Origin of the sequence: Roseomonas gilardii (genome assembly GCF_001941945.1) — a bacterium.
Classification (GTDB): domain Bacteria; phylum Pseudomonadota; class Alphaproteobacteria; order Acetobacterales; family Acetobacteraceae; genus Roseomonas.
On the sequence record NZ_CP015585.1, the window covers coordinates 137,303 to 152,611 of the forward strand.

11 protein-coding genes and 1 pseudogene are annotated in these 15,309 nt (G+C 66.9%); 5 read left to right on the top strand and 7 right to left on the bottom strand.

Annotated elements, in window-relative coordinates; genetic code table 11:
- Positions 1 to 463: 463 nt before the first annotated feature.
- From RGI145_RS23390 to tnpA, 4 genes are read right to left on the bottom strand one after another with little or no spacing between them, the layout of a single operon-like run.
- Positions 464 to 670 (bottom strand): hypothetical protein, encoded by a 207-nt coding sequence (locus tag RGI145_RS23390; RefSeq protein ID WP_019463438.1) that lies wholly within the window; start codon positions 668 to 670, stop codon positions 464 to 466.
- Positions 671 to 673: 3 nt separating this feature from the next.
- Positions 674 to 2,272, bottom strand: coding sequence for an IS66 family transposase (tnpC, locus tag RGI145_RS23395; protein WP_075800934.1), 1,599 nt, complete (start codon positions 2,270 to 2,272; stop codon positions 674 to 676).
- Positions 2,273 to 2,331: 59 nt separating this feature from the next.
- Positions 2,332 to 2,679, bottom strand: a complete 348-nt coding sequence (tnpB, locus tag RGI145_RS23400) for an IS66 family insertion sequence element accessory protein TnpB (protein WP_075800935.1) — start codon at positions 2,677 to 2,679, stop codon at positions 2,332 to 2,334.
- Positions 2,676 to 3,077, bottom strand: coding sequence for an IS66-like element accessory protein TnpA (gene tnpA / locus RGI145_RS25525; protein WP_167668423.1), 402 nt, complete (start codon positions 3,075 to 3,077; stop codon positions 2,676 to 2,678). The genes tnpB and tnpA overlap by 4 nt, the downstream gene beginning before the upstream one ends.
- Before the next feature lie 241 nt (positions 3,078 to 3,318).
- Between tnpA and RGI145_RS23410 the strand changes: the two genes are divergently transcribed.
- Entirely contained in the window at positions 3,319 to 3,852 is a 534-nt protein-coding gene (locus tag RGI145_RS23410; protein WP_167668424.1) for a PD-(D/E)XK nuclease domain-containing protein, read from the top strand.
- 569 nt (positions 3,853 to 4,421) lie between these two features.
- Here the strand turns inward: RGI145_RS23410 and RGI145_RS23420 are convergent.
- Positions 4,422 to 5,621: an IS256 family transposase gene (locus RGI145_RS23420; RefSeq protein WP_075800939.1), complete on the bottom strand. Its 1,200-nt coding sequence runs from the start codon at positions 5,619 to 5,621 to the stop codon at positions 4,422 to 4,424.
- A gap of 374 nt (positions 5,622 to 5,995) precedes the next feature.
- On the opposite strand from RGI145_RS23420, the gene RGI145_RS23425 reads away from it, so the two are divergent.
- Together RGI145_RS23425 and RGI145_RS25950 are read left to right on the top strand one after the other, a co-directional pair.
- The gene (locus RGI145_RS23425; protein WP_075800940.1) at positions 5,996 to 8,245 is read left to right on the top strand and encodes a CHASE3 domain-containing protein; all 2,250 of its coding nucleotides are present in this window, start codon (positions 5,996 to 5,998) and stop codon (positions 8,243 to 8,245) included.
- Positions 8,246 to 8,253: 8 nt separating this feature from the next.
- Positions 8,254 to 8,457, top strand: a pseudogene (locus RGI145_RS25950) (aldo/keto reductase); the annotation flags it as partial.
- A gap of 203 nt (positions 8,458 to 8,660) precedes the next feature.
- Here RGI145_RS25950 and RGI145_RS23435 read toward each other — a convergent pair.
- Together RGI145_RS23435 and RGI145_RS23440 are read right to left on the bottom strand one after the other, a co-directional pair.
- Entirely contained in the window at positions 8,661 to 9,635 is a 975-nt protein-coding gene (locus tag RGI145_RS23435; RefSeq protein ID WP_237183361.1) for a replication protein RepA, read from the bottom strand.
- A 521-nt stretch (positions 9,636 to 10,156) separates the two neighbouring features.
- Positions 10,157 to 12,742: a PAS domain S-box protein gene (locus tag RGI145_RS23440; protein ID WP_083671516.1), complete on the bottom strand. Its 2,586-nt coding sequence runs from the start codon at positions 12,740 to 12,742 to the stop codon at positions 10,157 to 10,159.
- 201 nt (positions 12,743 to 12,943) lie between these two features.
- Here RGI145_RS23440 and RGI145_RS23445 point away from each other — a divergent pair, with 201 nt between their 5' ends.
- Together RGI145_RS23445 and RGI145_RS23450 are read left to right on the top strand one after the other, a co-directional pair.
- Positions 12,944 to 13,750, top strand: coding sequence for an IS5 family transposase (locus RGI145_RS23445; protein WP_075796883.1), 807 nt, complete (start codon positions 12,944 to 12,946; stop codon positions 13,748 to 13,750).
- Between the two features lie 81 nt (positions 13,751 to 13,831).
- Positions 13,832 to 15,157, top strand: coding sequence for an IS701 family transposase (locus RGI145_RS23450; protein WP_075800886.1), 1,326 nt, complete (start codon positions 13,832 to 13,834; stop codon positions 15,155 to 15,157).
- Positions 15,158 to 15,309 lie beyond the last annotated feature (152 nt).

The window sequence follows — 15,309 nt, forward strand, 5'->3', positions numbered from 1 at the left end:
GCTGCAGCCGCGAGCCTCGGCGCGGGCGGCGGTCGGTCCGTCGGAGACGTGGCAGCCCTTGGCTACGCGGCCGCGACCGGACATCTGGAGCATAGCTTCCAGCCCGCCTTGTCCGATGGTCTGGCGTGGTTGAGTGAGCGTGCATGGTTCCGTCCGCATCAGCCATACACGCTCGAAGCAGACGGCGTCGCCGCGCTCGGCATCGCGTTAGGCGTTAGCCGCCACGCCGGTACTTCTCAAGCACGCTGGCTTAAAGATCTGGTGGTGAGGAGCGCAGCGTCGCCGGATTTAGCAACCCTGGACCGATCGCTCTTCGTCGCGGCAGCACACCTGATTGATGCTCCTGGGCGCCAGGACAGTGCTGTGATGCTCCCCGAAGCACGAGTGTATCCATCCGGCCAAGGCCGCGGGGTACCCATCCGGCCGAGGACGCGGTTGCCAAGGGCTGTAATGCTGGCCCCGTTCAGCGCTTCTGGTCGAGGCTGAGCTCCTTGAGGCTTTCGATGCCACGTTCGGTGAACCCGAGCGTGGCGCGGTCATCGGTGTCGTAGATCCAGAGGCGGCCGTCCTCGGGTTCGAGCTGGTCGGCGAGTTCCTCCAGCCATTCCTCGGTCTCGCCGAGCATCTCGGCGGCGCGGGTGATGGTGAACACGCAGCTCGGGGCGGCCATTGGTCAGGCGGCCTGGGCAACTGCGGTGGCCTCACGGGCCGCGCGCCAGTTCCAGGGCAGCAACTCGTGCAGGCGGGAGGCGGGATGGCCGGCGATGCGGGCGAGGACGTCTGCCAGCCAGGCACGCGGATCGACGTCGTTCAGCTTGGCGGTGTAGATCAGCGAGACCATGGCCGCGGCTCGGTCGCCCCCGCGATCGCTGCCGGCGAACAACCACGCCTTTCTGCCGAGAGCTATACCTCTCAGCGCGCGTTCGGCAGCATTGTTCGTCAGGCAGATCCGGCCGTCGCTGAGGAACCGGGCGAAGGTCTCCCAGCGGGTCAGCATGTAGTCCATGGCCTTGGCGACCGGGTTGTGGCGGGACAGCTTGCCGCGGCTTTCGCGCATCCAGGTTTCGAGCCCGGCGACGAGCGGCGCGATGTGCTGCTGGCGGACGGCCAGCCGCGCCGCGGCAGGCAGCCCGTTGATGGCGCGCTCGGCGTCGAAGATGGCGTCGATCCGCCGCACCGCCTCGATGGCGAGTGGCGCGCGCGACAACTCGGCCAGCTCGAACAGCTTGCGCCGGCCATGCGCCCAACACGCTGCTTCGGTGATTGGCCCGGGTTGTCGATCGGCCTCGTAGAGCGCGTTGTAGCCGGCATAGGCATCGGCCTGCAGGAGGCCGGCGTAGCCGGCCAGATGCCGGTTCGGGTGCTCGGCCGTGCGGTCGCGCGAGTAGCGGAACATCGCCGCCGGGGGCGCCGGTCCGCCGAAGGGTCGGTCGTCGCGGACATAGGTCCAGACCCGCCCCGTGATGGTCCTGCCGCGGGCCAGCACGGGGACGGTGGTGTCGTCGCCGTGCAGCCGCTCGGCGGCCAGCACATGGGCCTCGATCAGGGCCATCAACGGGGCGAGGTTGGCGGTGCAGGTGCCGACCCAGTCGGCGAGGGTGGAGACGCCGAGCTCGATGCCCTGCCGGGCGTAGCTGTCGCTCTGGCGGTTCAGCGGCAGGTGCTGGCCGAATTTGGCTTCCAGGATCATCGCCAGCAGGTTGGGGCCGGCCCGGCCGCGGGCGATGGGATGGAAGGGTGCCGGCGGCTGGGTAATGGTCTCGCAGGCGCGGCACGAGAAGCGCTCGCGGACGGTCTGGATCACCTTCCAGCGGATTGGCTCGACCTCGAGCGTTTCCGTGATGTCCTCGCCCAGCTTCGACAGCCTGCCGCCGCAGCAGGGGCAGGCGGTCGGACCGGGGAGCACGACCCGCTCGCGCGGCAGATGGGCCGGCACGGGCGCGCGTACCGGCTGGTCGCGGGGTGGGCTGTCGGGGCGACGAGGACGGCCCTCCTTGTCAGCGGCCTTCTCCGCCTTGGCGGCGTCCTCGCTGGCGGTGGTCACCAGCTCACCGAGCTCGAGCTCCAACTGATCGATCAGCTTGCGGCCGCGCTCGGAGGAGGCGCCGTACTTGTCATGCTTGAGCCGGGCGATCAGCAACTTGAGGTGCGCGACCATCGCCTCGGCGCCGGAGGCGCGTGCCTCGGCCTCGCGCCGCGCCAGACGCTCGGCCGCGAGTTCCGCTTGCAGCGTGGCGACAGCATCGGGCAGGCTGTTCGGCGTGGACGTCACGCCGTGATGGGATCACACCTGCTGCACGCCGGATAGGGTCAACATGCAAGACGCGCGCACTATCCCGCCAACTCGGGCCGGTAGGTGCGTTGGGGATTTCTCCAATCGATCCCGTCGAGCATGTAGGCCAGCTGCGCGCCGGCAATCTGCAGGCAGCCATCCGCCGGTGGTGGCCAGATGAAGCGGCCGCGCTCCAACTTCTTCATGTAGAGCGACATGCCGATCCCGTCGTGCCAGATGATCTTGACCAGGTCCGACTTGCGGCCACGAAAGACGTACAAATCGCCCGCGTGCGGATCACGCCCGAGCCCCTGCTGCACCTGCAGCGCCAGTGAGTGCATGCCACGACGCATGTCCGTGTGACCCACCGCCAGCCAGACCCGCACGCCGGAGGGGACGGGGATCACGCGCGCACCGCCGCCATCACCCGCCGCAGGGCCGCGGCGCCGATCGCCTCGTCCACCCGGATGACCGTACCGTCCGGCAGCGCGATCTCGATCCGCGCCGCCGCCTTGTCGGACGCCAGCTTCGCCGGACCCGAGGTAGTCGCAGGCTCGGCAGGGACAGAAGCCGCCGCGGGCGGATCCGGCGTCACCTGCACGGGCAGGAACACCGGCGTCGGCTCGGCGGCCAGGACACCCTCACGGACCTGCCTGCGCCAGGACCACAGGACGCTCCGGCCGATCTCGTGCCGTCGCGCGATCTCCACGAAGCAGGCCCCCGGCCGCTCGGCCTCCGCCACGATCCGCAGCTTGTCCTCCAGCCGCCAGCGGCGTCGCCGCTCGACACCCGTGATGATTTCCATGCCGCCAACCATCCCCGTCCTTAGCGACGCTCTTACGAACGTCGCTAAGAACTGAAGGCAGATCCAGCCAGGAACCGGAAGGCGGCCCTCGGCGGATGGATACGCACGAGTAGCCCTTTCGCAGCTTTTACTCAGTCGTCCAGACGACCGCTGCTGCAACGAAGCTTGGAACCGCATCCTGCACTTTGCCGCAGGCGAGGAAGTAGTACCTGAAGCAGCATTGCTCCTACGGGCGCTGAACGTGCTGACCGAACGCAACCTACCGGCGCGCATGGGGGTCCTTGACCCCCTCGATGTACTCCATGTGTTGGAGGGCGTGCAGCGCTCGTTTAAGCGCTGGACCTGGGAAGCTGCCCCCAGGACGCGGAGATCGGACATCACGCAATGGGATGTGGAGAATGAGTACCACGTTCAGAATCTGCTTTGGGCGGTGCTGGCGCCTTTGTTTCCTGATCTAAACGATGAGGAAACGCTGTCACCGGTAGGGAAGAAAAACCCTCGCGTCGATCTCTCCATACCCAGCCTCGGCACTGTGGTGGAGGTGAAGTTCATGCGCCCAGGAAAATCCTTCCAGGACATCATCGAGGAGATCGCTGCAGACGCGAGTCTGTACGCCACAGACCGGAGATGGACATCGCTGATCCCGTTCGTGTGGGACGAGGCTCGGCGGGTAGAAGAGCACCAGAAGCTTATCGCAGGGCTTAAGCAGCTCTCGATGGTCATAGGCGCGGTCGTGGTATCCAGGCCAGGGAAAATGGAGCGGTCCGGCTCTTGATGCCTCGCTGGGGCTGGCCGCTTGGGCACCGCCTGTAGATCGGCGTGGTTCCAGAACCGAAAGTCCCGGGGTACGCTGGTCCGGTTTCAGAACCGGCTCGTGAACTTCGGTTCGTCAGGCACGAGCCGAACGCGGCATCCGAGGGCCAGATGGCAGACCTCGAAATCGGGGAGTTCCTTATCCGAGGGGTGTACGGTCCAGAGCATCTCGAATTGCTGCGCCTGATCGGCACGCTCGTTGAGGACCACTGAAAGCCCAAGGAATCCCGCGGTGAGAAGTCTCCAACCAGCACTCGCCGTGTGCTTCGCGTGGCGGCGTAGAGTGCCTGGTGGGCCTGCGCGAAAGAACGTCGATAAGCTCGGCCTTGCTGGTCTCGGCAGTGGGTGAAGTCTGGTGCATGTGGATGCCAGACGCTAACCTACTCTCTCATATCTATGATCAGGGTTGAGCGCGCGCGGCTTTGGGCGCGCCGTTCTTGTCGAGGCCCCAACAGCGCGGATGCGCCCTTCTGGGTCGTGCCCCGTGGCGTGGTGTAGGAGAGTTGCTCCTGGGCGGGCTGGTCCGCCTCGTCAGGATGCCAGAGCTGGCAGGCTGACCGGGGCAGTATCGCTGATGGCGCCGATGGTCTCCAGGGTCATGTAGCGTGCGCGCTGGGTGGCCCATTCGTCGGACTGCTCGAGCAGGATCGCCCCGACCAGCCTGACGGCGGCAGCCTCGTTTGGGAATATGCCGACGACGTCGGTGCGGCGCTTGATCTCGCCGTTGAGCCGCTCGATCGGGTTGGTGCTGTGCAACTTGGCCCGATGAGCGGCGGGGAAGTGCATGTAGGCGAGGACGTCCTCCTCGGCGGCGTCCATCAGGGCGGCGAGCTTGGGCACCTTGGGGCGGAGTTGGTCGGCCACTGTGCGCCATTGGGCGTGGGCGGCCACGGCGTCCTCCTGGGCATAAGCGGTGCCGATCCAGGCGGAGACGATGCGGCGCTGGGTCTTCCCGGCATGGGCCAAGGCGGTACGGCCGAAATGCACGCGGCACCGCTGCCAGGTGGCTCGGAGCACCTTGGTCACCGCGGCCTTGAGCCCCTCATGCGCATCGGAGATGACGAGCTTGACCCCACGCAGGCCGCGACGGGCCAGGCTGCGGAGGAAATCCAGCCAGAAGGGCTCGGCCTCAGAGCTGCCGACCGCCATGCCGAGGACCTCGCGCCGGCCGTTGCCGTTGACGCCGACCGCGATGGTGACGGCGACGGGGACGATCCGCCCGGCCTCGCGGACTTTCACGTAGGTCGCGTCGAGCCACAGGTAGGGCCAGTCGCCCTCGATGGGGCGGGAGAGGAAGTCGCCGACCCGCTCGTCGATCTCCGCACAGAGCCGCGAGACCTGGCTCTTGGAAACGCCCTCCAGGCCCATGGCGCGGACCAGGTCATCGACCGAGCGGGTCGAGATGCCTTGGACGTAGGCCTCCTGGATCACCGCCGTCAGCGCTTTCTCGGCCGTGCGCCTGGGCTCCAGGAAGGCTGGGAAGTAGGAGCCACGCCGGAGACGGGGGATCCGTAGCTCGACGGTCCCCGCCCGAGTCTGCCAGTCGCGCTCGCGGTAGCCATTGCGCTGCACCAGCCGGTTGGAGCTGCGCTCGCCATGCGCAGCGCCGGTCAGCTCGCCCACCTCCAGCTCCATCAGCCGCTCGGCGGCGTACCCGATCATCTCGCGCAGGAAGGTGGCGTCGGCGGACTTCTCCAAAAGGCCTCGAAGGGCCATCGTCTCGTCGGTCATCGTGGCTGGTCCATGGTCCAGGGGTTGTCGGTCTCAGCAACCCAACCCTAGCCAGGACCATCACGATGGCCGCCACCATTACGGTGACGGCCTCATACACCACCTCAGGGGGCACAACCCCCTTCGTGAGCACAAGTTCTGAATTGCTTCCCGCTTCGCGGCGCATGGCCCTCTCAGACCGCGGCGGGGGCCATATATCTCGTGCCTTGTTTCCACCGTCCGCTGCGCGCCTGCCGGTGGATCGCGTGGGCTGAAGCAATTGTTCAAGGTTGCCGAGTAGCCGGAAAGTGGCATGTTTTAACCCTTAGCCATTCATTACCGGCGATTTCAGGAGTGCGATAGCGCTCGCTCCGTGTAGGACCAAAGGAGAGCGCATGCCTAAGTTGATGGCCAGGAAGGCCAAGCTCCTCACCGTGACCGCCACTGCTCTGCTCGTGGGTGGCATCGGTGGGCTGACCTGGTTCGGCTTCGATAATGCTCGCGAGACACAGCTCTGGGTCCGCCATACCTATGAGGTCATCACGGCGGCTGACCAGCTCGGAATAGCAGTGCGCGATGCCGAGATCGGCCAGCGCGGTTACCTGCTGACCGACCGCGACGACTATCTCGGCTCCCACCGGGATGCACTCGGCCGTATCACCCGGCTTCAGGAGGAGCTTCGCCGCCTGACCTCCGACAATCCTGTCCAGCAGGACCAGCTTCGCGCCCTCGCGCCTCTTCTCCAGCAAAGATTGGACAGCCTGGGGCGTGCCATCCAGGTGCGTCGTGATGAAGGGCCTGAGGCGGCCCGAGCCATGGTACAGGCCGGCCGCGGGCGGCAACTCACAGCCGCGATCGAGGCCGCCCTCGCAGCGGTCCATGCCGAGGAGGAGCGTCTCCTCGCGCTGCGAAAGGAGGCGGCCGACCGGAGCCAGGCCCTCACCCGCTGGCTCGCTCTGGGCGGGGCCGCCCTGGCGATCGCGCTGCTTGCCCTGTCCGCCCGCTTCCTCGCTCGGGCAGAGGCGCAACTGACCCGGTCCGAGGCCACGCAGCACGCTTTAGCGGACCAACTGCGCACCGCGCTCGAGAGCATCAGCCAGGGGATTGCCGCCTTTGACGCCGAGGGCCGACTCGTGCGCTGGAACGAGTGCTTCGTGGCCCTGCTCGGCCTGTCCCGTTCCATGATGCGCGAGGGCACCGCCTATGAGGCCATTGCCGAGCAGGTCGGTGCGGCCACAAGCGGCCCCATGCTGGAGACATGGGATCAAATCCGCCATGGGCGCGGGGGACGGTCCTCCGACGAGCCGGTGGTTTATGAACGGACGCGCGCGACCGACGGCCGCAGCTTCGAGCTACGCCGCACGGCCATGCCGGGTGGGGGCTTCGTGCTGACCGTGACGGACATCACGGAGCGGGTCCGCGCTGAGGCGGCGGCGCGGAGCGCCCAGCGCCTCCAGGCCATGGGTCAACTCACCGGCGGCATTGCCCATGACTTCAACAACCTGCTCACGGTGGTCCTGGGCAACCTGGAACTCGCCAAACCGAAACTCGAGGAGGGCAGCCCGGTCCTGACACGCATCGATCGGGCGATCTGGGGCGCCAGACGTGGGGCTGCCTTGACCCAGCAACTCCTGGCTTTTGCCCGCAAGCAGCCGCTCGCGCCGGCGCCGATCAATCTCTCCGCCATGCTGCCGGATATGGCGGAACTCCTCCGCAGGACACTCGGGCCGCAGATCGAGGTTCGGGTGGTGGATGCGGCCGGGCTGTGGCCTGCGATGGCGGACGCAGTGCAGGTCGAGAGCGCCTTGCTCAACCTGGCCCTCAATGCCCGGGACGCGATGCCCGAGGGTGGGCGACTTACCATCGAACTGGCGAACAAGGTGCTGGACGAAGGCTATGCGCGCCAGCACGCTGAGGTCACGCCGGGCGACTATGTGATGCTGGGTGTCTCGGATACCGGCACCGGAATGCCTCCGGAGGTGCTGGCCCGCGCGTTCGAGCCCTTCTTCACGACGAAGGAGGTCGGCAAGGGCACGGGGCTCGGCCTCGCCATGGTGTTTGGCTTCGCCAAGCAGTCGGGCGGGCATGTGAAGGTTTATTCCGAACCGGGAGAGGGCACGACGGTACGGCTCTACCTGCCGCGCGCTGTCGGGGTGAAGCTCGCCGGAGCGCAGCGCCCCGGAACCCCGGTGGAGCTGCCACGCGGCTCGGGCACGGTGCTGATCCTGGAGGACGAGCCTGCGGTGCGGGAAGTGGCCACCGCCATCCTGCGCGATCTCGGATACCGGGTGCTGGAGGCCAGCGATGGGGCCGAGGCCCTGCGGGTATTCGAGCAGAATGGAGCCAAAGTCGATCTGCTCCTGTCCGATGTGGTCCTGCCCGGCGGTATGAAGGGCCATGAAGTGGCCCACAAGCTCAAGGAGGTTCGCCCGGGACTGCCGGTGCTGTTCATGTCCGGCTACACGGAGAATGCCATTGTGCATCATGGCCGCCTGGACGATGGGGTGCACTTCATCGCCAAGCCGTTTGCGCGAGAGCAACTCGCGCGCAAGGTGACCCAGGTGCTGGACGCCCCTGCCAACCAACGGCGCTCGGAAGGGGGCCAAGTCGTGTCCCTCAACCCTCGCCAGCCCGGAAGTCGCTGAGGGTGCCACGGCCGACCGTCACCAATATCGTCCTCGGTGTGCGCAACGAGGAACAGCTGACGCAGAATCTGGGCGCGGTCCGCTGGAACCTCTCCGCCGAGCAGGTCGCCTAACTGGAAAAGGCCAGCTTCCGCCAGCCGGCCTATCCCTATTGGCACCAGACCGGCTTCTACGAGCGCGACCCGAAGCCCGCCGCCTGGACCGCCGGCTGACCTCCGTCTCATCGGCCGGTCTGCCCTGCGCTTGGGGGGGAACACCTGAGTAGCGTACTGTGGGGACTACTGAGATCGTTGGACCGGCCACGCTGGCCTTGAGGCGCTGATGCCTGAAATGGGATGCATCGAACTGCGGACCTATCAAACCATGAAAGGTACGCACAGGACCTCGGCAATCCCCACAGCTGGGTCGTCTGAGGTCAGGCCTTGAGCTTGGCAACCGGCGGTGGGCTCGGATGCAGCATGATGTGGCTATCCTCGACGTCCACGCGTGCTTCGGGATACGCAGCGACCGCCTCCGCGAGGGACTCAAGGAAGTAGGGTTTCCAGGCCCACAAATGGCGATAGCCCGCGCCAAACTGCTGGTAGAGGTCTTTCCAGCCAATCGGTGTCCGCTTCTCCAAATGATGCAGCCGGAACGCGAGCCAGACGTAGACATCGAGAGCAGTTGAACTGTTCTTGAGCTGCCGAATGGCTCCGTCATGAAGTGGTACTGGATGTCGGCGAAGTTGGTCGAAGAAGTCACTGTCGAGAAATACTTTATCCTCAAAGAGGTTCTCTTGCCGGTCGTCACTGCGGCTCGTATCGTGGAAGAATAGTCCCGATTTGATAATTCGCTCGTTCGTCATCATCGTTGGAGAACTGGGGCGTTGACCTGAGCGACCTTCCAACTTCCAGCTGAATCGCATGCTGCAGGCGGCGATGCGCCTCGCCTGCTCCCGGAGAGCCCTGGCTGTTTCCCCTCCAACGGAAAGCCCCATCCGTCCCATCCATTCGCGCATGGAACGGCCGAGACTGACTTCACGGTTGCTTGTGAGTACGGCTTGCGTCTGCAGGTAGATCAGGATCAGACGAGCGCGGGCTCCGTGCGGTACCCCGGCCATTTTGGATGGGCCGTCCCCGAGTTTGATCCGGCCAGGTTCAATGATTAGCGTGAGGGGCCCGACGGTGCGTTCCCACGCTTGGTCGTCGGCCAGCTTACGATGAGGAAGAGACGTAAGGCACAACCCTGAGTAGCTGTAGCCTTTACGCCCGCTATCATCTCCCAGGACCTCGCTGGCGATATTCACCAGCGACCGATGGTCCGGGTCGACAAGTTCTTTGGCAGCATCGCGGCCGTGGACAAGTACGAGTTGGCGTACCCCTTTCGCCGCATCGGCCATCACACGCTCCACGTTCAACTCATCATGGATCGGTTTTGCCGGGTCGCGTCGGGAGCCGTCAATGTGGGGATTACTGAGGGTCGTCAATGGGAAGAACTAGTTGCTTCTAATTGTAGTGCTTGGCAGTTCCCACGGGATAACAGCTGATCTCTCGGCATTCCCCACGCGGACCTCAGTACTCCCCACGGGGTAACGCCAGGGCTGGTGGATAACTTTCAGGGCTGACCAGCTTCTTGGACGGGCGACTCGCCGCCGAGTCGCTGTTTGCTCAACGCGGTATCACCCCGTGCTCTTCTCCGGCGTCTGCTCCCTGTGGGGAATACTGAGGTGCCACAGCTGCTGGCCGCCAGTCTGCTTGGCATCGCGATCTTCTGGGAGGTGCTTGGGCCGGCCGGCGGCTTCCACTCTGCCGCACCGACAGACCAGAGCGGGCATCGTCGTCCAGAAGCTGCAGGGGTCGACGGATCAGAGCGGGGCACCCGGAGAGCAGCGGAGCCCGTAATAGCCGGGCCGCATGCCCATCTCGCCGATCTTCACTGCCTGGCCAAGGCTGCCTGGACCCTCCGGGCGAGGGTGTCGAGATCGAAGGGCTTGTCGATCACCTCGCTCCCCGGGGGCAGGTCGGTGCCCGCATAGCCGGTGATGAACAGCAAAGGTATTCCGGGCCGCCGCTCGCGCACCGCCTCGGCGACCTGCCGCCCATTCATCCCGTTCGGCAGCCCCACATCCGTGACCAGCATGTCGATATGCGCGCCGCCGTCCAGAAGGTGCAGCGCCGCGGGGCCGTCGGCCGCTTCCAACACGCGATACCCAAGTTCGCGCAGCCGCTCGGCCGCTGCGTCCCGCGCGATGTCCTCGTCATCGACCAGCAGCACGGCCTTGCCCGGCTGAGCTCTGTCGGGCGCCGGAGCGGCACTCGGCCTTTCGGCCACGTCCACCTGCGCGTGCTGCGGCACGTACAGACGCACGGTGGTACCCTTTCCGGGGGCGCTCTCCAGCCGAACCAGCCCTCCTGATTGTTGCACGAAGCCGTAGACCTGGCTCAGTCCCAGTCCTGTCCCTTGGCCGACCGGCTTGGTGGTGAAGAACGGCTCGAAGACCCGGTCCAGCACGTCGGCCGACATGCCCACGCCAGTGTCGGCGACAGAGATCGCCACGTAATCCCCCGGCGCGGCGCCCTCCTGTCCGACGAGGTCCGCCGCCGTCAGGCGGATATCGTCCGTAGCAATCGATAGCTGCCCGCCTTCCGGCATCGCGTCGCGGGCATTGATGCAGAGGTTCAGCAGCGCGCTTTCCAGCTCGCTCGGGTCGCACAGCACCCGCGCCCGGCCGTCGCGCAGCAGCAGTTCCAGGCGGACCGCCGGTCCGACTGTCCGGCGGATCAGATCCGCCATTCCCGCTACGAGCGCGTCCGGGTCCACTGGCCTTGGCTCCAGCCGCTGCCGCCGCGCGAAGGCCAGCAACCGCCGGGTCAGCCCGGCCGCCCGCTCGACTGACTGGCGCGCGGGTTCGAGGTAGCGCAGCACGTCCGCAATGCGGCCCTCCGCGGCCCTCCGCCGCGCCATATCCAGGCTGCCCACGATGCCCTGGAGCATATTGTTGAAGTCATGCGCGATGCCGCCCGTGAGCTGGCCCACCGCCTCCATCTTCTGCATCTGCCGCAGGGCCGCCTCGGCGCGCTCACGTTGCGCCATCTCCGCTTGCAGGCTGTCGAGGGCGTGCCGCAGATCGGCGGTGCGCTCGGCGACCTGTGCCTCAAGCTCCTCGCGGCCGTGAGCCAGCACCTCGCGGGCGTGCACCTGGTCGTCGATGTCGGTCGAGGTGCCGAACCACTCGAGGATGCGGCCTTGCGCGTCCCGCATCGGCGTGGCTCGGCTCTGAAACCAGCGCCAGGTCCGGTCCGCGGCGCGGTATGTGCGGTGCTCGACGGAGAAGCGGCCACGTGCCTCTGCCTCGGCCCAGGCTGCCATCGTTGCCGCGCGGTCGTCGGGGTGGATCGCGTCGAGCCAGCCCAGGCCGAGGCTCGCCTCCTCTGAGAGGCCGCTGTAATCGACCCATTGGGGGCTTCCCCAGATCCGCTCGCCCGAGCTGCGCGAGCGGAACACGAGCTGCGGGATGCCCTCCACGAGGGAGCGTAGCCTGGCCTCGCTCTCGCGTAGCGCCTGCTCGGTCGCCTTTCGGTCGGTGACGTCGAGGACGAGCTCGACCGCGACGCCCTCCTCCAGCATCCTGCCGGCAAATAACCCCCACCAGCGCGAGCCGTCCTTGCGGATATACTCCTTCTCGAAGGGGGTGCCCTGGCCGGTGGCCTTCAGCTCCTCCAGGACATGCAGGGTCTGCGCCATCCATTCCGGCGGGGTGAGTTCGTCCCAGCGCAGCCGACCCGCTTCCAGATCCCCGCGGGTGAAGCCGGACATGCGCAGGAAAGCCTCATTGGCGTCCGTGATCTGACCCCCGGAGTTGAGAAAGATCACCCCCACCGTCTCGATCCCGACGATGCGGCGGAACCGCTCCTCGCTCCTGCGCAGGCGCGCCTCGCGGTCGCGCAGGTCCCCGGTTACGCGTAGGCGATCCACCGCCGCCGCGAGAAGATTGGCATAGGTGCGGAGGAAGGCGGTGTCGTCCTCTGTGAACTCGCGCGGCTTGCGGCTGTCGATCTGCAGGATGCCGTACGGAGGCTTGTCCTCGGCGCCGATGATGGGGACGTTGGCCACTGCCTTGACGCCGTTTTCGACCAGGAAGGGCGGATAGGTGAACCGCGTCTCCTGCGCGATGTCAGCGGAGATCATCGGCCGGCCCGTCTTCAGGGCATAACCCTCCGACGTGTCCTCCGACGCCTTGATGGTCACCTCGCCGACCACCCCGGGCTTCCAGCCCACGCCCGCGCGGACGAACAGGGTCTCGCCGTCCTCCTGGAGCTCCATCACCTTGGAAAGATCGGTGCCGAGGGCCTCCCCCACCAGGCGGCAGGCCTCGGTCAGGATCTCGTCCAAGTCGTCGGACTTCAGCGCAAGCTCCCCGAACCGGGCCAGAGCCGTCTGCTGGCGAAGCAGCTCCCGACTGACGCTTTCGTCCCTTTCGCGCAAAACGCTTCCCCATATCCTGCGGTCCGGCGCCATCAGCGGCTCCGCCGGGCTCCGAGGCCAACTCGGGACGAGCCGTTGCCGGGCGGAAGTCCGGATGCCAACCCTCCAAAACGCGACCGAGGGGACGCCGTTTCGACGGTGCTTGGGAGGCGCTATGCAAAGAGCATGGTAGAGGCGGAACGGAGCTAGAGGCTGTTATGGACCTGTGGGTAGGTAACGATCAGGCTGTGGGGCATGAGTGCCCGCAAGCCGTACCCCTCTGACGTTTCCGATGATGAATGGGCGCTGGTTGCGCCCTACCTGACCCTGCTGCCGGAGGACGCCGGACAGCGCGAGCATGCGCTGCGCGAGGTGTTCAACGGCCTGCGCTATGTGATCAAGACCGGGGCGCCCTGGCGCTGGATGCCCAACGACCTGCCGCCCTGGGCTGCGGTCTATCAGCAGGCGCAGCGCTGGCTGGCGGCTGGTTGCTTCGAGGCTCTGGCCGAGGATCTGCGCACTGTCCTGCGCCTGGCTGCTGGCCGCAAAGCCCAGCCCAGCGCTGCCATCCTGGATAGCCGGACGCTCCGCTCGACGCCGGAGAGCGGCGCGCGGGCCGGGTATGACGGCGCCAAGCGGAAGCAGGGTGCCAAGTTGCATCTGGCGGTCGACACGCTGGGCCATCTGCTGGCGTTGCATGTGACCGCCGCCAATGCGGACGATCGTGGCGAGGTTGGGCGGCTGGCCCAGGCGGTGCAGGCCTCCACCGGGCAGAGCGTCGAACTGGCCTATGTCGACCAGGGCTATACCGGCGCGCGGGCGGCTGATGCGGCCAGGGCGAACGGCATTGAGCTGGAGGTGGTGAAGCTACCCGAGGCCAAGCGTGGCTTCGTGCTGCTGCCACGGCGCTGGGTGGTCGAGCGATCCTTTGCCTGGGCAACACGTTTTCGACGACTGGTGAAGGACTATGAGCGCTACGCCAGCACCCTTGCCGATCTCCACCTCGTCGCCTTCGTCTGCCTCATGCTCAAACAGGCCGCTCTACTCGCGGCAGGTCCATAACAGCCTCTAGCACTACTTTGGCAGACTATCGGAACTGGACTGCTGGCAGGGCGCTCTGATCTGGTGTGATCGGAGGCGGTCATGGTGTCGGGCACGGGTTGGCGGGGTGAGCTGGAGCGCTGGCTGGCGCCGTTCCTGGAGAGGCTTGGGCATCCGGCGCGACGGGCGATGTGCCCGCTCTACGTCGCAGGCCTGATCGGACCAGGCGAGCGCAAGAGCATCCAGCCCATGGCCGAGCGCCTGGGCCTGCCGAGCCACGACGCCCTGCACCACTTCATCGCTGGCGGGAGCTGGGACATGAAACCGCTGGAGGCGGCGCTGGTGGCTCAGGCGGACCGGCTGGTGGGTGGGCTGGACGCCAATCTCGTCATCGACGACACGGCGCTGCCCAAGAAGGGACGCGGCTCGGTCGGCGTCGCTCCCCAATACGCCACAGTGCTCGGCAAGAACGCCAACTGCCAGACGCTGGTCTCGCTGACCCTGGCCCGCGCCGAGGTGCCGGTCCCGGTCGCTCTGCGCCTGTTCCTGCCCGAGACATGGACCGGCGATCCGCCCCGCCTCGACAAGGCCGGTGTGCCAGAGCCCTGGAGGACGCCCCGCACCAAGCCCGAGCTCGCGCTCGCCGAATTGGATCGGGTCGTGGCGGCAGGGGCGCGGTTCGGCACTGTGCTGGCCGATGCGGGATACGGTGTCAGCGCCTCGTTCCGCCAAAGCTTGAGCGAGCGTGGGCTGGCTTGGGCCGTCGGGATCCCGCGCATCCTCAAGGTCTACCCTCTCGACGTCGGGCTGCTCGCACCCCCTCCTGGCAGTCGGCGCCGCCTGCAAGAGCCCGATCAGCTCTCCCGTTCAGCCGAGGAGGCTCTCGCCGGCGCCCTGTGGCGCGCCATCACCTGGCGCCGCGGCACCAAGGGGCGCCTCACCGCCCGGTTCGCGGCCCTGCGCATCCGCGTCGCGGACGGTAAGGCCCAGCAGATTGGTGGCAGGCCTGCGCAGCACCTGCCGGGCGAGGAGGCCTGGGTGGTGGGCGAACGGCGCGCCTCGGGCGAGACGAAGTACTACCTCTCCAACCTGCCCGCCGACACGGGCCTCAAGGCTCTGGCGACCGCCATCAAGGCGCGCTGGACCTGCGAGCAGGCGCATCAGCAACTCAAAGAGGAACTCGGCCTCGACCACTTCGAGGGGCGATCCTGGACTGGACTGCACCGACACGCGCTGATGACGATGCTGGCCTTTGCGTTCCTGCAGCACCGTCGTCTGACCGAGGCAAAGCGGGGGAAAAAGGCGAGCCGGGCCACCACCGCAGCCCAGCCTGCCCGCCGTGCGGGCCGCCCTCGTCGCCTACCTACTCCGCGCCCGAACGCTGCCGAGATGCCCCCACTGCCGCAAATGGATCAGCACACCGCCTGAACCAAGTTTGCCAAAGTAGTGCTAGACCGTGGCGCGGCCCCCATGTCCCTGACGAGGCGAGGATTACGGCCGCCCGGCGACGCGGCGTCCCGTCACCTTCCGCGGGGATGAGCGCTGAAGCCGCGCCTCTCTTTCCATCCGCAACGATTTCG

Excerpts from the sequence above, each read along its gene's own strand:
- RGI145_RS23390 (WP_019463438.1), bottom strand. The coding sequence starts at position 670 with ATGGCCGCCCCGAGCTGCGTGTTCACCATCACCCGCGCCGCCGAGATG.
- tnpA (WP_167668423.1), bottom strand. The coding sequence starts at position 3,077 with ATGGAAATCATCACGGGTGTCGAGCGGCGACGCCGCTGGCGGCTGGAG.
- RGI145_RS23420 (WP_075800939.1), bottom strand. The coding sequence starts at position 5,621 with ATGACCGACGAGACGATGGCCCTTCGAGGCCTTTTGGAGAAGTCCGCC.
- RGI145_RS23425 (WP_075800940.1), top strand. The coding sequence starts at position 5,996 with ATGCCTAAGTTGATGGCCAGGAAGGCCAAGCTCCTCACCGTGACCGCC.
- RGI145_RS23440 (WP_083671516.1), bottom strand. The coding sequence starts at position 12,742 with ATGGCGCCGGACCGCAGGATATGGGGAAGCGTTTTGCGCGAAAGGGAC.
- RGI145_RS23445 (WP_075796883.1), top strand. The coding sequence starts at position 12,944 with ATGAGTGCCCGCAAGCCGTACCCCTCTGACGTTTCCGATGATGAATGG.
- RGI145_RS23450 (WP_075800886.1), top strand. The coding sequence starts at position 13,832 with ATGGTGTCGGGCACGGGTTGGCGGGGTGAGCTGGAGCGCTGGCTGGCG.